Raw genomic sequence first — 20,437 nt, forward strand, 5'->3', positions numbered from 1 at the left:
CATCCGGCAGTGGGCGACCAGCCAAGCATGAAGGCAAAAGGTTAAGGGGCCGTTTAGCCGCGCAGCCCCTGCACAACTCGCCGCAATGCTCGGGAACCAAATGGGGCGGAGCGTGTTGCATCTGCAAACATGAGAAAAAAAGGGGCAGATCAACGTCGCCGCAAGGCGGGCGTTCGCGTGCATGGCGCATGGCTTGCGGTGTGCATGGCGTCTCCGTTCGCGTGTCCGGCAGGGGCGCAACCCGCGCCAGTCGCCGCTGACGCGCCGGTCACATTGGACGACGATGCCGCGTTCGAGCAGGCGCTGCCACCCTTGCAGGACATGGCGGTTCCGGCTGTGCCCGAGGCGGCGCCGGTCGAGAGTCCCGCTCCCGAACTCGCCCAGCCGCTGCCGCCGCTCGCCACGTTCGACCTGACCCCGCTGCCGCCGACCAGCGCGCAAGCCGCCAGGGGAGAGGCTCCGCGCCGTATCCCCTACACGGTCACGATCGAGGGGTTGCGCCAGGTCGACCTGGAGGATCGCTTTCGCGAATTGTCCGCCCTGCTCAACGACGGCAAGAAAGCCGCCAACGCAGCCCAGATCCGCGCGCGGGCGGGCGAGGATGTCGATCTGACCGAACGCCTGTTACGCTCGGCCGGCTATTTCGACGGCGTCGCAACCCTGGCGGTTCCCGATGCGGTGCAGCCCGACACGCCGGTTCCGGTCACCATCACGGCCACGCCCGGCGGCCTGTACAAGCTTGGCAGCGTCACCCTGACCGGGCTGGAGCCGGAGCCTTGTGGGCGCGCGCGCGACGCCCTTAACCTGAAGACGGGCGACCCGATCGTCGCCGCCGATGTGGAAGAGGCGGAGGCGCGCATCTCGCTCCGCCTGCCGGAGCAGGGCTATCCCTTCGTCAAGGTCGGTCAGCGCGACATCCTGCTCGACTCCGCCGCTTTGACCGGGGACTATACCCTGCCGGTGACCAGCGGCCCCAAGTCGCGCTTCGGCGTGCTGCGGACCGAGGGCGATCCGGTATTCGCGCTGGATCACCTCAACGTCTTTCCACGCTTCGACCGGGGCGAGATCTACGACAGCCGCAAGGTGGATGACCTGCGCCAGGCGCTGATCGGCACCAGCCTATTGTCCACCGTGTCGGTCGAACCGGTCCGCACCGGCGCGGTCCAGCCGGACGGGACGGAGGCGGTCGACCTGCTCGTCCGCCAGGCACGCGGCCGTGCGCGGACGCTGGCGGCCAGCGGCGGCTATGGCACGGGCGAGGGCGTGAAGGTCACGGGATCGTGGGAGCATCGCAACCTCTTCCCGCCCGAAGGCGCGCTGATCGTGGATGTCACGGCGGGTACGCAGCAGCAGGCGCTGGGGGCGACTTTCCGCCGATCCAATGCGGGATTGCGCGATCGTACCTTCCAGGCCGGCGCAACCGTCAGCCGGCAACGCTTCGACGCGTTCGACGCCGAGACTTTGACCCTGGGGACGAGCCTGTCGCGCCAGTCCACGCCGATCTGGCAGAAACGCTGGACCTATTCGGTGGGGGCCGAACTGACCGCCACCCGAGAAACGCCCTATGATCCCACGGACCTGACGCGGCCGCGCAACACCTACCTGATCGCGGCGCTGCCGTTGCAGGGCGGCTATGACGGGTCTGACAGCCTGCTCGACCCGACGCGCGGCGTACGGGTCACCGGCAAGCTGAGCCCGGAGGCGCAGAAGCAGACCACGCGTGGCGGCGGTTTCGATGGTTATGCCCGCATGTTGCTGGAAAGCAGCGCTTACCTGCCGGTTACGGGCAAGAATCTGGTGCTGGCAGGACGGGCGCGGGTCGGCTCCATCCTTGGCGCGGCGCGCGACGACATTGCGCCGTCGCGGCGGCTTTATGCCGGCGGCGGCGGATCGGTGCGCGGTTTCGGCTATCAGCAATTGGGGCCGAAAGACGTGAACAATGATCCGATCGGCGGCCGTTCGCTGACCGAGTTCGCGGTGGAGGCGCGCTACCGCTTCGGCAATTATGGCGTGGTGCCCTTCTTCGATGCGGGCCGTGTTGGGGAAGGCTCGATCCCTTCGATCAGCAACATGCGCTACGGCGTCGGCATCGGCGCGCGTTATTATACCAATTTCGGCCCGTTCCGGCTGGACGTCGCAACGCCGCTCGGTCGCAAGCCGGGTGAGTCCAAGGTGGCCGTCTACATTTCCATCGGGCAGGCCTTCTGATGGCGCTGCGTATCCTCAAGTGGATCGGCATCGCGATCGCCGCCCTGGTGCTGCTGGTGGTGGCGGTGCTGTTCGGGCTCAACACGCAGCCGGGAAAGCGGTTCATCGCCGACCAGCTGGGCGGTTTTTCGACCGCGTCCGGCCTGAACTTTCGCACCAGCCGCATCGAAGGGTCGATCTACGGCCGGATGGTGCTGCGTGATGTGGAGGTGCGCGATCCGCAGGGTGCGTTCCTGACCATCCCGGCATTGACCGTCGATTGGCGCCCGTTCGCCTATCTGCATTCCAAGATTGACGTGCGCCTGTTTTCGGCCGAGGCGATGACGCTGGCGCGCCGCCCCGCGCTGAAGGAAACGCCGTCCGACCCGAACGCGCCGACCCTGCCGGACATCGACCTGGCCATAACCCGGCTGCACGTCGGACGGCTGTTCGTCCAGCCGGCGGTTACGGGGCGGCGCCACATCGTCGGCATCGACGGTTCGGCGGAGATTGCGGACGGGCGCGCGCGATTGCGGCTCGACGCGGCCGCCCGGCGCGGGGCCAGCGTGGCCGGGGGCGACCGCCTGCGGATGATGCTGGACGCCGTTCCGGACAGCAACCGCTTCGCGCTGGATGCACGGCTGGCGGCGCCAAGCGGCGGCCTGATCGACAGCTATGGCAAGTTCGGCAAGCCGCTGACGCTCGCGATCAGCGGACGCGGCGATTGGGCGCATTGGCGGGGCCGCGCAACCGGCACGCTGGGTGGGCAGTCACTCGCCGGGCTGGACGTGGACGGGCGCAACGGCACCTTCCACACCGTGGGCCAGGTGCGTCCGGGTCTGGTCCTGACCGGTCCGGCGGCACGCCTGACCGAGCCGGCTATCGCACTGGACCTTACCACCCGTCTGGCGAACCGTACCGCCGACACCAGGCTGACCGCGCGGTCCGAAGCGTTTGCGCTGGATGTGGCCGGCCTGATCGACCTTGCGCAAAGCCGCTTCGACAATTTCGCGATCCGCGCCAAGCTGCTCCAGCCCGGCGCGGTGGCGCCGAACGTCGCGGCTAGCAATCTCCGCCTGACCGCGACGCTGGACGGCGCGTTCGCGACGCCGACGATCGACTACAAGGCGGCCGCCGACTTCATTGGCTTCGGCGCTACCCGCGTGGTCGGGCTGGCGATGAACGGCAAGGCGGTGATCGATGCCGACCGCATCCGCGTGCCGGTACATGCCACTGCGCGTGCCGTCAGCGGCCTGAACGCGGCGGCGGGCGGGCTGCTCACCAACCTCCGGCTCGACGGCGACCTGGCCTATCAGGACGGCAAGGTCGCGACCGACAATCTGCGCGTCCGTTCGGACGGGATCGACGCCACCGCCATCCTGCTCGCCGACATCGCCAAGGGCACCTATGCCGGCGCGCTGAAGGGACGGGTCAACGATTACCAGGTGAACGGCCTCGGCCGCATCAACCTGGTGACGGATGCCAAGCTGGTGCCCGGCATCAACGGCGGGTTTGCGATCCGCGGCAAGGTGCGCGTAGTGACGCGCCGGTTCGACAATGCGGCGGTGCGCGACCAGCTGGGCGGCAATGCCCTGATCACCGCCGACGTCGGCTATGACCTGGCGGGTGGCGCGGTGATCAGCAACCTTCGGCTGACTGCACCCCGCTTCCGGGTGACGGACGGGCGTGGTTTCTACCGGCCAGACGGGCGGCTTGCTTTCCATGCGTCGGCGCAATCGGTCGCTTACGGGCCGCTGCTGCTGGATGTTTCGGGAACGGTGGCGCGGCCAGTCGCGCGGTTGCGGGCGGCGCGGCCGGGCTTTGGCGTCGGGCTGGCGGGGGTCGAGGCGACCCTGACCGGCACGGCACGCGGCTATCGGGTGCGGGCGAGCGGCCAGTCCCCCTACGGCCCGCTCAACGTGGACGTGACGCTGAACAATAGTGGCGGGCCGGCCAGCTTCGACATCACCAGCGCGACCTTTGCCGGCATCCGCTTCGCCGGGCGGGTGGTGCAGACGGCGGCGGGGCCGTTCGCGGGTACGCTGACGGTCAACGGGCAGGGTTTGAACGGCCTCGTGCGGCTGGCCGCTGCCGGATCGGTGCAGCGCGCTGACATTGACCTGCGTGCCGCCTCGGCTCGCGTGCCGGGTCCCGCCCCGATCACCATCGGGAGCGGCGTGATCAAGGCAACCGTGCTGCTGCCCGACAGCGGCCCGTCCGTCACGGGTCAGTTCGCACTCGCCAACCTGCGCCAGGGCACCTTTGCCATCGGCCGCGCGCGCGGCCGGGTGAACTATGCCAATGGCCAGGGCCGTGTCGCGCTGACGGCGGCCGGTGGACAGGCCGGTGCACCCTTCAATCTGGCGGCGCAGGCGGCGTTGAGCCCGCAGCGCGTGCTCGCCAATATGCGCGGCACGATCAACGGCATCGCGGTCAGCCTCGCCCGGCCGGCGGTGGTGAGCAAGACGCCCATGGGCTGGCAGCTCGCGCCTGCGACGATCGTGGTGCCGCAGGGGCAGATGGACGTCAGCGGCACGTTCGGGCAGCGGACCAGCGCGCATGCCGTGCTGCGCAACCTCGATCTGTCCATCGCCAATGCCTTTGCGCCCGGCCTGGGCCTGGGTGGCAAGGCGACCGGCACGCTGGATTATGCCGCACGCGGGACGGTGCCCGACGTGCGGGCGCGGATCGACGTGGCGGGCCTGACCCGCACGGCATCGCTGACCGTGTCGGAGCCGGTCGACATCGCGCTGCTCGGTACGCTCAACGACGGCGGCGGCGACGTGCGCGCGCTGATCCGCCGCAATGGTGCGACGGTGGGCCGCGTGCAGGCGCAGCTGGCGCCACTCGGTGCCGGTGCTGCCCTGAGCGAGCGCCTGTTCGCCGCACCCCTGTCGGGCGGCATCCGCTACAACGGCCCGGCCGAGGTGCTGTGGACGCTGACCGGCATCGCCCGGCAGGAATTGTCCGGCCCGATCGCGATCGGCGCCGATTTCAGCGGGCGGCTCGATCGGCCGCAGATCACCGGCCTGATCCGCGCCAACGCTTTGCGCTATGAGAATGAGACGTTCGGCACGGTGCTGTCGAACATCGCGATCGATGGCCGCTTCACCCAGTCGGAACTGCTGCTGAACCGCCTGACCGCAAAGGCCGGTGGGGGCAGCATCAGCGCCAGCGGTCATGTTGGCCTGGATGCCGCCAGCGGTTTCCCGATCGACGTGCGCGCGACGCTCGACCGTGCCCAGCTGGCGCGCGGGGACGACCTCAACGCCACCGCATCGGGCACCATCGCCATCACCAACAGCCGGGCCGCGGGCGGGCTGATCAAGGGCGACCTGTCCATCCCCGAGGCGCGCTATCGCATCGTGCTGCAGGGCGGGGCGTCGGTGCCGCAGCTGACCGGCATTCGCCGCAAGGGCGCCCCCGCGACCCGTGCCGACGAGGGTGCCGCACTGCCGAGCAACTGGAAGCTCGACATCGGCATCCGCGCCGACAACCAGATCTTCGTGGAAGGCATGGGGCTGGAGGCCGAGTGGCGCACCAACATGCGGGTGACCGGCACGGCGACCACGCCATCGGTCGTCGGCCGGCTTGAGGTGGTGCGCGGCACCTACAGCTTCGCCGGCAAACGCTTCGACCTCGATCATGGCATCGTGACGTTCCAGGGCGGCCTGACCAATCCGGCGCTGGACATTGCCGCAACCACCACGGTCGATGACGTGACCGCGACCATCAACATCACCGGCTATGCCCAGGCGCCGCAGATTGCCTTCACCTCCACGCCCGCGCTGCCGCAGGACGAGGTGCTGTCGCGGCTGCTGTTCGGCAGCTCGGTCACCTCGCTGTCGCCGACCCAGGCGATCCAGCTGGCGGCGGCGCTGAATTCGCTGCGGGGAAGCGGCGGGGGCGGCCTCAACCCGCTGGGCAAGCTGCGCAGCGTGGCGGGCGTGGATCGCCTGCGCGTGCTAGGCGCGGACGAGGATGCGGGACGCGGCACGGCGCTGGCGGCGGGCAAATATATCAGCAACGACATCTATGTGGAGATCGTGACCGACGCGCGCGGCTTCACCGCCACCCAGCTGGAAATCGCCTTGTCCCGCGCGTTGAGCGTGCTGAGCCAGACGGGATCGTTCGGCGGGTCCAATGTCAGCCTGCGCTATCGCAAGACCTATTGAGGCGGGCTGGTAGCGAGCGGGGGGCGCGACGTTCATCTGGCGATGGCGGCGCCCGGCCGCCGGCGAACGGCGGTGGATGGCCCGAGAGGCGTGCGTTGTTCGGTTTCAGCAGCGGAGGCAATTTCGGGGTCCACGATGTTGCGGGGCGGGCGCGATGTCGCGGGCGTGGATCTTTTCGGGTGCGGACGGGACTGTGGTTCTCGTGGGGGGAGAGCCTGACATGCGGAACGATGTGACCTGACGCTTTGGGCTCCTGTTTTCGCGGGAGCACGGGGGCGCGTTGACGCCAGGGGACAGAAGCGCAGTCACCGCGTTCTCGCCCAAAGAAGGACAGCACCGGAGCGCCTTGGCACTTGGCGGCGCAGCTATGCCGAAGCGTTACCCGCGTGCCTGGTACGGGAGCCGGCTCAAAGGCGCCGTCCTGCGTGCGTCGGGACCATGACGGGGGACTCGCGAGCTGCACGATCGTCCGCACGGTCCACCCGCTGGGGAGTCTCTTGGGCGGGGGCGCACGTCGCCATGCCCGACGGTCTCATCGCCTTACCGCGCGTGGGGCATGCCTCACCCCCGCGCCGAGGTCTTCGCCGTCAGTGCGCGCGGTGGAACAGGCGGCCGACCACCATCGCAACCAGCGCGCCCACGGCCAGCCCGATCACGCCCGACGCGACCGCCGTCGCCAGCCACGTGATCGTGCCCGCCAGCGGCCCCGCATGTGCGCCGGCGGCATGGGCGACATGGTGGATGGTGCCGGCCGGTTCGGCCACGCCGAAGCCCTCCAGACCGTGCAGCAGGATGCCGCCGCCGACCCACAGCATCGCCGCCGTACCAACGGTGGCCAGCACCTGCGACAGGATCGGCATGGTCTTGACCAGCCCACGGCCGAGCGCGCGCACGGCGGCGGGGCGCCGCCGGGCGAGGTGCAGGCCGATATCGTCCAGCTTCACGATCACCCCCACCACCCCATAGACGCCGACGGTGATAGCCACCCCGACCAGCGCCAGCACGATCGCCTGGGTGAGTATGGGGGAGGCCGCCACCTGCGCCAGCGTGATCGCCATGATCTCCGCCGACAGGATCAGGTCGGTGCGGATCGCGCCGCTGACCTGCGTCGCTTCCAGCTGCGCGGGATCGACCGGGATGGCGGCCGCGTCCGCGTGCCCGTCATGGCCGCTGCCCAGCGCCTCCAACACCTTCTCCGCGCCTTCAAAGCAGAGGAAGGCGCCACCCAGCATCAGCAACGGGGTGATCGCCCACGGCAGAAAGGCGCTGAGCAGCAAAGCGGCGGGCAACAGGATCAGCAGCTTGTTGCGCAGCGAGCCGAGCGCGATCTTCAGGATGATCGGCAATTCGCGCTCGGGCGACAGGCCGGTGACGTAGCGCGGGGTAACGGCGGTGTCGTCCACCACCACGCCCACCGCCTTGGTGGCCGCCTTCTGCGCGGCGAGGCCGACATCGTCGATCGAGGCCGCCGCCAGCTTTGCGATACCCGCAACGTCGTCCAGCAGCGCGATCAATCCGGAAGCCATGCTTATGCCCTTGCAACCCGCCGGTGCGTCCGACGGCCCGGCTGTGTGGACGGCGCGCTCCGCTTAGGCAAGCGCGCGGGCTGTTTGGAAGCATGTCTCACGGGTGGTCCACTGCGCATCGTCCAAACCGCCGCCCGCTGGAGCGGGGCTGTTTGCGGGCTATTCAGACCAGGGCAGTGGGAGCAGGGTAACGACCACATCGGGCTGCACGGCGCGTGTTGCGCGCGAGCATAGTTGACCAGCCGCACCAACGGCGCGACCCTGCTTGCGCCGACAAGGGAGGGCATAGGTCCGTTCGCCTGATTGCGTGTGCCGGCATGGCCTTGATCGGAGGTGCCGCGCAGGGCTGTGCCCATTGCACCCTGTCGTCGGAAACCGGAGCCGTGCGGAAGGTGCTTGACCCGACAGATGACGCGGCAGCGGGCCTTGTCGTGTCGATGAGCGCACCGCCGAAGCTGATGCGGCTCGATTATGCCGGCGCGATCCAGGGCAAGCCGTCCTGCGATCTGGGTGCGTTCGCCGCAGGAGGTGTGGCCTACCGGCTTTTCGGGGGGCGACCAAGGCAGTCGGCACCGCACGGCGATACCGGACAAGACAGGCGATCCAATCGTTCGGGTCATGCTGGTGGTGGACATGACCGCCATCCTCCCGGCATCGTCGCGGTCCGGGGAGGCGAGGCCGGACGGCTCCCTGACCGCAACGCTAAGCCGCAAAGACCGTACCGGCTGGCATCATCATACGGGCATGCCCGATCCTGTCGCCTGGAAGCGTGACATGGCGGGAACCCCTGACGGGACCGCGACGCCGGTCTTTCGGATCGGTGCGCAGGGCAAGGGGTCGATCTTCATGCCGCCAAAGAGTTGAAGGCGGTTTCGCCACACCTGACGTCCCGATCTTCCATAACCCCGGGTTTGGCGGGATTCCTGTCGTGCAGGCGAGTGCGCATGGCGGCTACATGTGTCGGCGCCAGCCATGTGGTCGTCCCTGAACGATGCTACGGGCTGAGCACATGTCCTCAGATGAGCCCCCGCGCGTGCGGGGCATCGCGGCAAGGCTTTGGTTCGGCCTACCGAAAGGTCACGCCGGCGTCGCGCAGCAGCCGCCAGACGGAAACGTGGCTGGTCTGGACGCCGCGCTTGCCCAGTTCGTGGGCCAGCGTCTTGAGCGAGGTGCCGGGCTGCTGGCGCAGGCGCTCCAGCAGCCATTCGCGATGCGGTTCCAGCCAACGGCGCTGGTCGCGCCGTCCGCTCGGCCGCGCCGCGGCGGTGCCGGTGGTGCGGTGGCGGTTGGTCCACTTCACCACCGCCGATATGCTGACGCCGAGGGCGGCAGCGGTCGCGGCATAGGTTTCCCCGGCCGCGATCGCCTCCACCGCCTTCTGGCGCAGCTCGTCCGGATAGGCCTTGGGCACGGGCCGATCAGAACTTCAGCGTGCCGCCCAGCGAGAGGATGCGTCCGAGCTTGTAGTTGTTGATGTTGACGCGGGTGTCGTCGAAGCTTTGATATTCGCGATAGCGGCGACCCAGCAGGTTGCGCGCCTCGAACTTCAGCTCCAGCCCCTTGCCGATTCCGGTGAACCCTTCGCGGGCGACGAAGTCCAGCGACACGCCGGGACGTTCGAAAATGTCCGGCTGGCGGCTGGATCCCTGGATCGGGCCACGGTTGGTGACGCGCTTGCTCGCATAATTGAGCATCACGGTCTGTTGCGACAAGTGGTCGGTTGATTCCAGACCCAGCTGGAGGTTGACGATATGATCCGACTGGCCGGTCAGCGGCGCGCCTTCGCGGTACAGGACGTTGGCCGGCACCGCGCTGAGGTCGGGCCCGATCACCGTCTGGTCGCCCAGCTTCAGCTTGGAATGGGTGTAGGTGTAGTTGGCCGACAGCAGCACCCGGCGGCTGGTGAGGAAGTCCACGTCCAGCGTGTCGAGCGGCAGGTAATGGATCACCTCCGCCTCGGCACCGTACAGATCGGCCTTGGGCGCGTTGGCGAAGCCGGTGCGCAGCCCGCCGCCGCCGACGATGAAGCCGACCTGCTCGATCGGATTGTCGATCCGCTTGAAGAAGCCCGCTACCGAGATGCGCTGGTCACGCGCATAATAATATTCGTAGCGCGCTTCCGCATTCTTCAGCTTGCTGTCCGTCAGGAACGGGTTGCCCGTGAACTGACGGTCGGATTCCGGATCCTGATAGACCTGGAAGGCGAGTTCGCGGAATTGCGGGCGAGCGATCGTCTTGGACGCGGCCACGCGGAATTGCATGTCCTCCGCGAAATTCCAGGTGACCGTGGCGGCCGGGAGCCAGTAATCCTGCTTGATGAGGGTGGGGGCAAAACCGGTGCCAGCGGGCAGCACGCTCTGGCGGCCGTCTTCATAGCGGACGCCGAGGTTGACGCGCAGGCCCTGAAGCAGCTCCGCATCGACCTGGCCGTAGCCGGCATGGACCCTGAGGTCCGCCGCATAGGCGGCCGTGCCCTGTGCGCCGGAGGCGTCGGACAGGCGGATGTCGTAGGTGTAGATATTGTAGTCGGAGACCAGATAGTCCGGCCGCTCCTGTGCCACCGCGATCGGCAGCGCGCCACCGGCCGAGACATAGTCGAACAGGTAGCGGGACGAGGTGCGGTCGGTCTTGTTGTAGGCATAACCGCCGCTGATGCGGAGGTCGCGGGCGCCCGGCACGCGATAGGACAGGTCGACGCCGCCCGCCCACACATTCTCGTTCAGGTCGTTGAACGCGACGGAGGCGGACTGCCCGCCGGTGCGGCTGAGGAAGTTCACATAGTCCTTCGCCGTGCCGCGATCATAGGTGTAGGTGAAGTCCCGCTCATACGGGCTTTCGCGCTGCGAGTTGGCGTAACCGCCGCGCAGGTCGAGCGCGAGGTCGCCCATGTGGAACTCGCCCACTGCCTGCAGGTCGATCAGCTGGCGTTCGAACCAATAGGTATTCTGTTGCAGGATCGGCGGCGTACCCAGGAAATCCGGATTGGCGATCGGATCGGCATCCGCGACGCTGGCATTGTAGCCGGCCGACAGGCGGCCCTGCTTCAACGTGTCGCGGATGTAGAGGCCGGTCAGGCGCACCTTGTTGCGGTTCGCGTCATAGCCGACGCTGAGCAGCCCGCTGGTGACCGCGCGATTGTCGGTGATGACCGTGCGGAAGTCGCGCTGCAGGCTCGCCAGTTCGGGATCGTTGGCGGTCTGCTGACGGGTGTCGCGCGTGCGCCAGCCGTTGGAGAAGCTGGCCGAAGCGACGAAGCCCAGCTGACCCGCGCCGAGATCGACCGACTTGCCGGCCGACAGGTCCGCCGCGAAGTTCGGCGGCAGATGCTTGTTGCGCTGGAGCACGGTGGTGTCGGCGTTGGTCAGGCTGGCCGCGAACCCGCGCACGTCGGCGGCGGAGAAGTTGCTGCCGGCGACCACCGGATTGCCGCTGCGGATTGCGCCCTGGAGCAGGTCGGGCACGTCGCGCTTGCCGGTGTCGAAGCCCAGATAATCCAGCTTGCTGCCGTGATAGGTATAGCCCAGCTCATCGGTCGTCTGGGTGTCCCAGCTGCCGCTGACGCCGATGTTGAAGAAGCTTTCCTTGGGCACGGACGGGGTGGTGAGATTGATCACGCCGCCGCCGAACTCGCCCGGATAATTGGCGGAATAGCTCTTCTGCACGACCGCGCTGGCGATCACGCTGGTCGGGAAGATGTCGAGCGGGACGACGCGCTTGAGCGGCTCGGGCGACGGCAGCGGCAGGCCGTTGAGCAAGGCGGAGCTGTAGCGGTCACCGAGGCCGCGAACATAGACGAAGCCGTTGCCGACCACGCTGAGGCCGGTGACGCGGGTCAGCGCGCCGGCAATGTCGCCCTCGCCGGTCCGCGCGATTTCGGCGGAGGAGAGGACGCTGACGACCTGCGGCGTGGCGCGCACGGGATTGGGGATGTTGCGTCCGGTAACGACGATCTCGTCCGTGTCGGCACTGGCGCCGGGGGCGGAGATTTCGACCTGCTCCTGGGTATCCTGCGACCCCTGCACGGACGCACCGGGCGACGCGGTCGAGCCGGCGGTAGGTGCGGTCGGCGTGCCCACGGTCGGCGTGGACTGCGCATGCGCGATTGCGGGAGCCAGCGCCGTGCAGGACAGCAAGGCAAGGCGCCAAGCGTGACGGACGTCAATCATCGGTAAGTCCTTCTTTGCCGACGTCCGCCGCGATCATGGATCGCGACGGAGCCGGTTCCCCCAAGGTTGTGTGCGATCAGTTGGCCGGCGCGGCGGCGCAATTCGCGCTGGCCGAACCGAAGTTCAGCGTCACCGAATTGCAGGTCCAGTTCGCATACCAGGTGTCGGCGGAGTCGCGGACGGCGCCGATGTAGCTGGTGTTTGTGAAAAAGGCGCCGAGCGAGGCGGCGTTAAACGCGGAGACCGCACGCTCGCTGGCGCCATCGACGAAGACGTTGGTGAGCGACGAGGTGAAGGCGCTGTTGTTGTTGCTGCCGGCGTTGAAGACCGCCGCCACGTCCGTGCCGCTGACATTGTTGTCGTCACCGCGGAACGGCGTGGCGCAGCCGCTGAACACCACCGAGTTGAACACCGGCCGGCCGGCATCGTCCAGCGCCTGGTCGGGATTGCGGATGGTGGTGCCGTTGGTCGCGTCGATGTCGAGGCAGGCGGTGCCCTGCGGCGTGACCACGACGCCGTTGACGGCGGTGTAATCCGTGCCGCCGCGCAGCAGCATCGCGTTCAGGCCCTGCACGGTGGAACGCTGGATGAAGGTGAAGTTGGCGAGGCGGGTATTCTGGCGGGGCAGCGCGTCCTCGTTGCCGTTCGAGTCGGCCTCCACCATCGAGTCGCCGTTGGTGGCGTCGCGCTGGGCGGCGATCACGAACTGGATGAAGCCCTTGTAGCCGAGGTCGGTGTCGAGCGCGTCGTCGTCGGCGCCGGTGACCACCAGATACTTCAGGTTCGGACGGCCGCCGAAGATCTCGATGCCGTCATCCGAGCTGTTGTGGATCTGAAGGTGGTCGAGCGTGGTGCCGGAGCCGACGCCGCCCAGGGTCAGGCCCTGCAACTCGTTGCCCGGTGCGATGGCGAAGCCGGAATAGCGGATCTGGACATATTGCAGCGATCCGCTCGAATCCTCGGCCGTGGCGCCGCCGTAGAGCGAGCTGGTCGTGCCTTCCACGACGTTCTGGCACTGGGCCGAACCGCCGGCGACGGCCGTGTTGCAGTCGGAGATCGGCGCGCGGCCGAGCAGGACGATGCCGCCCCACAGACCCTGGCTCGAATCGGTGGTCGTGCCTTCGATGTTGGCGCGGGCGGTGAACACGATCGGGCTGACGGGCGTGCCGATGGCGTTCAGCTTGGAGCCGCGATTGACCACCAGATAGTCATTGCCCTGCGAGGCGAAGATCACCGTGCCGGCCTGGATGGTGAGGGTGGCGCGCTGGCCGCCCGAGGCATTACCGTCGCCGCCCACATCGGTACCGACATTGACCGGGCCGGACAGCGAGTAGCGGACGCCCGGCAGGTTCTGCAGCGTCAGGTCGCTGGAAATGCGGCCGGAAAGCTCGCAATTGCGCCAGTTGGTGGCGATGATTCCGCGATCGATCGTGCCGGTGGGGCAGTTCGCGGCCGGGCCGGTGCCGCCACCCGGATTGGTCGTTCCGCCGCCGGGGGGAGTGGTGCCGCCGCCATTGCCGGGGGGCGTCACGATCGTGCCCTCACCAGGCGAAGCGATGTCGTCGGCGCCGCAGGCGCTCAGCGCCATCGCGGCGCAGCCCAGCATCAGGAAAGACAGCTTGTTGGTCACGGATCGTCCCCTGTTCAGATCGGGTGATTTTGGCATGGCGGGTGCCAGCCTTCGGGGTGTTGCTAGTTTTGTTCCGTGACAGTTACATTACGCATCGGTGGATCAGTCCGATCAAATATACATCGGTGATGCCGGAATATTGTGTATCATACACGTTGGTGTAACACAGACGATACAAGAATGCCGCAGTCTCGAGCGGCAACACTGCGCCTACATGTCTGCTGTCAGGGCAATCGCCGTGATCTGCCTTTGTCCGTCGACGCGGCCAAGTTGGACCACCACGTCTATGACCTGCCGCGCGTAGGCGATCGTATCCTGTCGGCTGAGACCGATGCCGCTTTGCATTACCATCAAGGCCAGCTGTTCCAGCGCGCCCTGCGGCGAATTGGCGTGGACGGTGGAAAAGGAGCCGGGATGCCCGGTATTGATCGCGCGCAGGAAGCTGACGGCTTCGCGCCCACGCAGTTCGCCCAGCACGATCCGGTCCGGGCGGAGCCGCAACGCCGCCTGCAACAGGTCGTCGGTGGTGATCAGCGCCTCGCCCAGCTCGCCTTTTACCGCGATCAGCCCGAGGCCGTTGGGCCCGTGCAGCTTGATTTCCGGCGTATCCTCGACCGTGATGATCCGTTCCTGTGCGGGCACTTCGCGGAGCAGGGCATTGAGGAAGGTGGTCTTGCCGGTGGACGTGCCGCCGCTGATCAGGATCGTGCGCCGCCGGCGGACGGCTTCGCGCAGATAGGCGATCGGCGCGGCCTCCACGTCCGGCATCGCCGCGTCACCCGATGGCGCCAGGCGGCCATGGTCATAGGCGTCGAGCGTCAGGTCGACCATGCGGTGCCGCCGGATAGCCATCGCCCAATGGCCGTGCGTCGCCGATGGCCCGATGATCTGGACACGCGCGCCGCCGGGCAAGGTCGCCGCCAACAGCGGCCGTTCGCGATTGATCCCCTGATGGCTGATCCGGGCGATCTGCTCGGCCAGCCGGCGGAGGTGGAGGTCGTCGATCTCGGGTGCCGCGACGCGCAGCATCTCCGGCTCGCCCGCCGCCTCGATCCACATCTCGCCGGGACGGTTGATCAGGATCTCGCTCACCTCCTCGCGGTCCAGCCAGGCACGGAACGGCGCGAGATAGGCGCCGAGATAGACGCTCTCGGGCGGATCTGCAGGAACCAGGCGCGGTGCGCTGCTCATTCCTTGACCCATTCGCCCACGGTGGAGAAATCCAGGTCGCGCGCGGTGAAAACGCGGATCGGCTCGCCCTGGCGAACACGGATGGTGGGCGGGATCTGCCCGTCGCGCTGTGCGGCGACGCCGGCGGCATTCTGCCCCCCGCCGAGGATCACCGAACTGCCGCCGCTACCGATCGTACCGAGCGCGTCCACCACCGACAGCAGCATGGCCGAGCCGAACCGCTTCAGGAAATGCCCGTCCACCTGTCCGCCCAGGCCCGAACGGCCGGCGAAGTCGGTGGCGGGCGAGGCAAGCGCGATCGAAGCGCCGTCGGGTCGGATCAGCCGCGTCCAGATCACGTAGGCGCGGCGCTGCCCGGCCTGCAGCCCGGACTTGTACTGGCCGATCAGGCGGGAGGAGCGTGGGATCAGCACGCTGCGGCCGTCAAACGCCTTGATGTCGCGGCTGACCACCGCGCGGACATAGCCCGGCAGGTCGGTGTCGATCGCGGTTTCCAGCACCGCCGGGATCAGCGTGCCCTGCGTCACCGTGCTGGCGGGGTTGGCCATGCTGGTGGCGGTGGCGGTGTCGCTGGCTTCACCCGACAGGCGCGCGGCGAACTGTTCGTTCTCGCCACCGCCAGCGGTCTGCGCCGTGCCCGGCTTGGGCGTGCCGGGCGCAGTTGGCCCGCTGGCGGTGCCGGATGCCGGCGCACCGCTCGCGTCGAACACCACGGCCGGCGCGCGCCGCCGTTCTGCCGCGTCGCCCAACACGCCGGTGGGGTTGGGCGCGGGCGTGATCGCCTGCGGCGGGATGACCGGCATCACCACGGGCACGGGCGGAGCCGCCTGCGGCACGGGGGGGGGGGGCGCGGGCAGCGGAGCCACCACTGCCGAAGGTGCAGGCTGCACGCTCTGCTGTGGTGCGGAGCGGTGGCCGCTCATCGACCAGAAGGTCGCCCCGCCGAGCAGCAGTGCCACGCCGACACCCGCCGCCATGCCCATGCCGTCGCTCTTGCCGCGACGTTGCGCCACGACCGGAAAGCTGTTGCGGGTGGCAAGGGCCAGGCTCTGCGGGTCCATATGACCGCGCGGATCCAGGTCCGAGATCGGCCGCAGCACCACCACCGTCCCGGCTGCCGGCGTGGCGCGCGTGATGGTGTCGCTCATCGGGCAAGGCTCCGCTCGCTGGTCTGGTTGGCGGCGGTGCGCACGGGCTGGCGTGGTTCGGGCGTCAGGGTCGCCATCTCCTTGCCCCAGCGCAGCACCAATTGGCCGGGAACGCCGTCAACCACCACATAGTCGCCCTTGAGCGTGTGGTTGACCGGCCCCTCTACGCCCTTTTCGTCGCGGACCAGGATGGCGGGCATGGCAACGTCCGATCGCCAGCCGAGATAGACCGCGCGCCCGTCGTCGAACACGCGGGTCGGGATCAGTTGCTGGCTGCCCTGCGCCTTCCAGCCGAAGTTCAGGCTGGCGGGATCGGGTTCGGGCCGGCGTTCCGGCGCGGACGCGGCGGCCACCACCACCGGCGCGATCGGCCTTGGCGGGGCAGGGTAGGAGAAGCTGAGCACGTAAAGCGGGGTCGCCGCGCCGCCGGCCACCAGATCGAACAGGTAGGTGCGCTGGTCCGTCACCACAGTCATGTTGGTGCGCGCGCGGAGCGCGGTGGGCTTCACGAACAGCAGGTTGGCGCGCTTGTTGGGCGTGACCTGCCACACCGCGCTGTCGCCCACCGCCACATTTTCGATCCGTTCATCGTCCGAGAAGCGGATGGTCGCCTGCGTGCCGATCCTGCCGGGGACCGTCACGATGGTGGACGGTTCGTAGCGGCGGGTGACCACGCGGGCGTCGGCGGCATGCGCGGCCTGCGCCAACCCGGCCGTGGCGGCCAGCAGCATGGGGATGATGCGATACGGCCTCATGGCCGCTTCTCCTTGGATGAACCGATTGCCGATGAACCAGTGGGGGGTGAGCCGGCGGCAGCGGGGCGGAAACGGCTGCCCAGGCCACGCGCGCGGTCGAGCGTGCCGGACGAGCCGGCGGGGAACGAAGTGGACGCGCTTTGGGTGACGATGGTGCGGGTGCGATGCTCGCCCGCGCCGCCGCGTCCGCTTGTGCCGTCATTGGCGGCGGGCGGCAATGCGGCGACGATGGCGCGGGTGCGGGCCGCGTCGCCGCCGCCGACAGCCGCCGGCGTCGCCGGGTTGAGCGGATGGGCGGCACCGGCGGTTGCGGCAGCAATCGCTGCCGTGGCGGCGCCACGTTCCTCCCGCGCGGCACTGCCGGGCAGGCCCCACCCAGCGACGATGGCGCCGGCTGCCTTCAGCGCCATCACCATCAGCGCAAGATAAACCGACGCCAGCACGAACAATGCGCCCACCGTCCGTCCTTCGATCTGCCCACCCTGGTTGAGCGCGCGCACGATCGGCACGGCCAGTTCCAGCACGCCCGCGCCCAGCAGGATAGCGAACAAGGGCGTCACCGCCAGCATCACCACCGCCTTCAACCAGCCTTCAAACAGCCCGCGCGTGCCCGTGAACAGGGCGAATATGATGAAGATGGGGCCCAGGCCGAGCAAAGCCGCCAGCGCGATCTTGGCCGTCACCAGCACGCCGACCGTGCCAAGCAGCAGCATCAGTGCGGAAATCCACATCAGGTCGGTGGGCGTGAAGCTGCCCCCCGCCGCCTGCGCCGCCACCGGTGCGCCCGCCTGCGCCGCCGCCTGCGGCTGTGCGCTGCCCCCGGCGGAGGCGGCATCGGCGATGGCGTTGAACAGGATGTCGACACGGCTGGCGAACAGGTCGGTGGCCGATCCCTTGGCGCCCATGACGATGCCCGCCACCTGATCCGGCCCGCCGACCGCCAGGTTCCAGACGACCGACTGATAGGCGACCCACGACGTCGCAAAGGTCAGCACCAGGCCCAAGGTCATCATGCGCGGGGTCAGTGCCGACAGGCCGAGCGTGGTCCGACCGGTCAGCATGCCCACGGCGAGAAACGCCACATACAGGGTAAGCAGGATGGTGAGCGCAGGCAGCAGCGCGCCGTCCGCCCCGAACAGGCGGGTGAAGGCCAGCCCCGCCGCCTCGCCCGCGCGACAATCCACCATCCGCAGCGCCGCGGCGACGCTGCTCGATTGGGTCATGTCGAGGACGGGACAGCCGCTCACTCGGCGGCCTCCATGAACGCATCCTCGGCATCGGTGGGCGCAGGCCAGGGCGCGCCGACCAGCAGGGGATACCAGCGCGCGGGATCGTCGCCCACGTCGGCGCGGATGCGGTCGAGCCGGCGCACGCTCGCCTCCCGCCCCGACAGGACGGTCAGCATGTCGGGCATCCCCGACAGATCGAGCCGGGCGACCACCGAATGGTTGGCATGGCGCACCAGGAAGCAGCGACTGTGCGCGGGCAGGGTGCGGATCAGCTCCAGCTCATGCGCGGACAGGCCGAAGCCGGCACAATAATCCTCCTCGCGCGCCTTGGCATTGGGCGTGAAGATCATGGTCGCCGTCTGCTCGACGATGGCGGACGAGATGCGGCTGTCGAGCGCGTCGCGCGCGGACTGGGTGGCGAAACCGACCAATGCGTTGCGCTTGCGCAGCGTCTTCAGCCAGTCGCGGATGCGCTGGGCAAAGACCGGATCGTCCAACGCCTTCCAGCCTTCGTCGATCAGGATCATGGTCGGTTGCCCGTCCAGCCGCTCCTCAACCCGGTGGAACAGGTACATCATGACTGGCGTGCGCAGACGCGGCGCTTCCAGGATAGCCGTCATGTCGAAGCCGAGCGTCGCGGCGGACAGGTCCAGCTCGTCCGCCGCATTGTCGAACGCCCAGGCATGCTCGCCGCCATTGATCCACGGATCAAGGCGCGAGGCGAGGTCGCCCGGCTCCGGCCGGCGTCCACCGGCCAGCAATTCGCGGAAGTGGCGCAGACGGCGGAAGGCGGGATCGTGGTCGAAACAGGCGTCCACCGCATGGGCGACCGTGGCATGTTCTTCCGGCGTTTCCGGGGTCAGCAGGCTGCCCAGCCAGTCGCGCAGAAAGGCGCGGTTGGCGGCGTTGTCGGGCAGGCGCAGCGGGTTGAACCCGCTCGGCTCGCCCGGGCTGATCCGGCTGTAATGGCCGCCGATGCCGCGCAGGAAGATCTCCGCGCCGCGATCCTTGTCGAAGAAGATCGTGCGCGGCCCGAACTTCTGCGCCTGCGCGGTCAGGAAGTTGAGCACCACCGTCTTGCCCGAACCGGACGGGCCGATGACGGTGAAATTGCCGAGGTCGCCTTCGTGGAAGTTGAAGAAATAGGGCGTGGCGCTGGTCGTCTCCAGCACCGACACCGCATCGCCCCAATGGTTGCCGGTCGCCTGGCCGATGGCGAAGCCGTGTAGCGACAGGAAGCCCGCCGCATTGGCGGTCGACACCATCGCACGGCGCACCAGATACGCCTCGTTGCCGGGGAACTGGCCCCAGAACAAAGGCTCCAGATTGACGTCCTCGCGCACCGCGACCGCGCCGGTATCGGCCAACGCCGCGCCTGCCTGCGCCAGCATGGCGTCCAGCGTCTCCAGCGTCTCGCTCCGCACCAGCAGGCTGAGGTGATGGTCGCCGAAGCCGACCTGACCCGCGCCGAGTGCATCGCGCGCGCCGGCCATCTCGCGCCGCTCCGCCACCGCATCCTCGTCGGCCGAGCGCAGGCGGCGGAGCGCCAGGTCGATCCGTTCCTTGGCGATCTGCCGGTCGGCCGGCGCGAAGCTTTCGGTCAGCACCAGTTCGCACGGCAGGCGCAGCAGCCCGTCGAGGATGCCGGCGCTGGTCGCGTCGGGATATTCCTTGATCGACAGCATGCCGGCGAAACGCTGCCCGGCGGGCGTCCGCGTCTCGATCGCGTCCAGGCCGAAACTGACGCGAGCATATGGCAGGTAATGGCCGGCATCGACCTGCTCGGTCGGCATCCGCACCGGGCGCATCTCGCCATTGTAGAGCGCCGACAGCAATTCCAGCGGCTCCGAACAGAGGCCGCCCGCCCCCTCATACGCGCCCAGCATGCGGGCACCATAAGGCTGCAGGGCTGCGACCAAAGCCGTGGCGGCTGCCTCCAGCGCGCGCAGTTCGGCCGGGTCCAGGCCGTCATCCTGCCGCTTGGCGAAGCGGCGGCGCAGGCGATCGGGCCAGCCGGTCTTGCCGCGCGCGGGGCGGCGGACGATCGTCACGAACTGCTCGTTGATGAACAGCCGCCGGTCGGACAAGGCGGCGCGCCAGCGGCCGTCCAGTTCGGTCGCCAGCGGGCTGTCGAACTCCGTCTCCAGCTCCACCGAGATGCGGCGGCGGACGACGTGGTGATACACCACGAAGCGCGCGTCCAGCACGCTGCGCAACATCACCTCGCGCACCCCGAGATGATGGTCGAGCTGCGCCGAATCCTCCGTCTCGAACGACAGGCCCGGCACTTGCAGCGCCGTCATCAGCGATCCGTCGCGCAAGCCGATCACTCGGTCGTTGACGTGGCGCGCATAGGGCAGGCGGTCGCCGGCCTTGGCTTCCTTGTCGCCCCATGCGGCGGCGCCGATCCACTTGGTCATGCGGGCTTCC

12 protein-coding genes are annotated in these 20,437 nt (G+C 68.6%); 3 read left to right on the forward strand and 9 right to left on the reverse strand.

The window, feature by feature from the left end; all coding sequences use genetic code 11:
• The first annotated feature begins 204 nt into the window (after positions 1–204).
• Together Q0D93_RS00850 and Q0D93_RS00855 are read left to right on the forward strand one after the other, a co-directional pair.
• The gene (locus Q0D93_RS00850; RefSeq protein WP_294390014.1) at positions 205–2,208 is read left to right on the forward strand and encodes a BamA/TamA family outer membrane protein; all 2,004 of its coding nucleotides are present in this window, start codon (positions 205–207) and stop codon (positions 2,206–2,208) included.
• Positions 2,208–6,362 (forward strand): translocation/assembly module TamB domain-containing protein, encoded by a 4,155-nt coding sequence (locus tag Q0D93_RS00855; RefSeq protein WP_294390017.1) that lies wholly within the window; start codon positions 2,208–2,210, stop codon positions 6,360–6,362. Before Q0D93_RS00850 ends, Q0D93_RS00855 begins: the two co-directional genes overlap by 1 nt.
• Before the next feature lie 587 nt (positions 6,363–6,949).
• On the opposite strand, the gene Q0D93_RS00860 is transcribed toward Q0D93_RS00855, so the two are convergent.
• Entirely contained in the window at positions 6,950–7,888 is a 939-nt protein-coding gene (locus Q0D93_RS00860) for a DUF808 domain-containing protein (protein WP_294390019.1), read from the reverse strand.
• A 618-nt stretch (positions 7,889–8,506) separates the two neighbouring features.
• Between Q0D93_RS00860 and Q0D93_RS00865 the strand changes: the two genes are divergently transcribed.
• Positions 8,507–8,752 (forward strand): hypothetical protein, encoded by a 246-nt coding sequence (locus tag Q0D93_RS00865; RefSeq protein ID WP_294390022.1) that lies wholly within the window; start codon positions 8,507–8,509, stop codon positions 8,750–8,752.
• A 202-nt stretch (positions 8,753–8,954) separates the two neighbouring features.
• Here the strand turns inward: Q0D93_RS00865 and Q0D93_RS00870 are convergent, their stop codons facing one another.
• From Q0D93_RS00870 to Q0D93_RS00905, 8 genes are all read right to left on the reverse strand, one after another.
• Positions 8,955–9,299 carry a helix-turn-helix domain-containing protein gene (locus tag Q0D93_RS00870; protein ID WP_294390025.1) on the reverse strand — a complete coding sequence of 115 codons (345 nt, stop codon included), beginning with the start codon at positions 9,297–9,299 and terminating at the stop codon, positions 8,955–8,957.
• Positions 9,300–9,306: 7 nt separating this feature from the next.
• Entirely contained in the window at positions 9,307–12,054 is a 2,748-nt protein-coding gene (locus Q0D93_RS00875; protein ID WP_294390028.1) for a TonB-dependent receptor, read from the reverse strand.
• A 76-nt stretch (positions 12,055–12,130) separates the two neighbouring features.
• Positions 12,131–13,660: a hypothetical protein gene (locus Q0D93_RS00880; protein WP_294390644.1), complete on the reverse strand. Its 1,530-nt coding sequence runs from the start codon at positions 13,658–13,660 to the stop codon at positions 12,131–12,133.
• Positions 13,661–13,894: 234 nt separating this feature from the next.
• The gene (gene virB11 / locus Q0D93_RS00885) at positions 13,895–14,875 is read right to left on the reverse strand and encodes a P-type DNA transfer ATPase VirB11 (protein ID WP_294390030.1); all 981 of its coding nucleotides are present in this window, start codon (positions 14,873–14,875) and stop codon (positions 13,895–13,897) included.
• Positions 14,872–16,023 carry a TrbI/VirB10 family protein gene (locus tag Q0D93_RS00890; RefSeq protein WP_294390035.1) on the reverse strand — a complete coding sequence of 384 codons (1,152 nt, stop codon included), beginning with the start codon at positions 16,021–16,023 and terminating at the stop codon, positions 14,872–14,874. The genes virB11 and Q0D93_RS00890 overlap by 4 nt, the downstream gene beginning before the upstream one ends.
• Positions 16,020–16,778: a TrbG/VirB9 family P-type conjugative transfer protein gene (locus tag Q0D93_RS00895; RefSeq protein WP_294390038.1), complete on the reverse strand. Its 759-nt coding sequence runs from the start codon at positions 16,776–16,778 to the stop codon at positions 16,020–16,022. Before Q0D93_RS00895 ends, Q0D93_RS00890 begins: the two co-directional genes overlap by 4 nt.
• A complete protein-coding gene (locus Q0D93_RS00900; RefSeq protein ID WP_294390041.1) occupies positions 16,775–18,025 on the reverse strand; it encodes a type IV secretion system protein in 1,251 nt (416 codons plus the stop codon). Before Q0D93_RS00900 ends, Q0D93_RS00895 begins: the two co-directional genes overlap by 4 nt.
• A complete protein-coding gene (locus Q0D93_RS00905; protein WP_294390043.1) occupies positions 18,022–20,427 on the reverse strand; it encodes a VirB4 family type IV secretion/conjugal transfer ATPase in 2,406 nt (801 codons plus the stop codon). Before Q0D93_RS00905 ends, Q0D93_RS00900 begins: the two co-directional genes overlap by 4 nt.
• Between the last annotated feature and the right edge of the window lie 10 nt (positions 20,428–20,437).

It is taken from the genome of uncultured Sphingomonas sp., assembly GCF_934560975.1.
In the GTDB taxonomy this organism is placed as follows: domain Bacteria; phylum Pseudomonadota; class Alphaproteobacteria; order Sphingomonadales; family Sphingomonadaceae; genus Sphingomonas_I.

What these genes read in the sequence shown, in the direction of transcription:
- Q0D93_RS00850 (WP_294390014.1), top strand. Translation starts at nt 205, where the DNA reads ATGGCGTCTCCGTTCGCGTGTCCGGCAGGGGCGCAACCCGCGCCAGTC.
- Q0D93_RS00855 (WP_294390017.1), top strand. Translation starts at nt 2,208, where the DNA reads ATGGCGCTGCGTATCCTCAAGTGGATCGGCATCGCGATCGCCGCCCTG.
- Q0D93_RS00860 (WP_294390019.1), bottom strand. Translation starts at nt 7,888, where the DNA reads ATGGCTTCCGGATTGATCGCGCTGCTGGACGACGTTGCGGGTATCGCA.
- Q0D93_RS00865 (WP_294390022.1), top strand. Translation starts at nt 8,507, where the DNA reads ATGCTGGTGGTGGACATGACCGCCATCCTCCCGGCATCGTCGCGGTCC.
- Q0D93_RS00875 (WP_294390028.1), bottom strand. Translation starts at nt 12,054, where the DNA reads ATGATTGACGTCCGTCACGCTTGGCGCCTTGCCTTGCTGTCCTGCACG.
- Q0D93_RS00880 (WP_294390644.1), bottom strand. Translation starts at nt 13,660, where the DNA reads ATGCTGGGCTGCGCCGCGATGGCGCTGAGCGCCTGCGGCGCCGACGAC.
- virB11 (WP_294390030.1), bottom strand. Translation starts at nt 14,875, where the DNA reads ATGAGCAGCGCACCGCGCCTGGTTCCTGCAGATCCGCCCGAGAGCGTC.
- Q0D93_RS00890 (WP_294390035.1), bottom strand. Translation starts at nt 16,023, where the DNA reads ATGAGCGACACCATCACGCGCGCCACGCCGGCAGCCGGGACGGTGGTG.
- Q0D93_RS00895 (WP_294390038.1), bottom strand. Translation starts at nt 16,778, where the DNA reads ATGAGGCCGTATCGCATCATCCCCATGCTGCTGGCCGCCACGGCCGGG.
- Q0D93_RS00905 (WP_294390043.1), bottom strand. Translation starts at nt 20,427, where the DNA reads ATGACCAAGTGGATCGGCGCCGCCGCATGGGGCGACAAGGAAGCCAAG.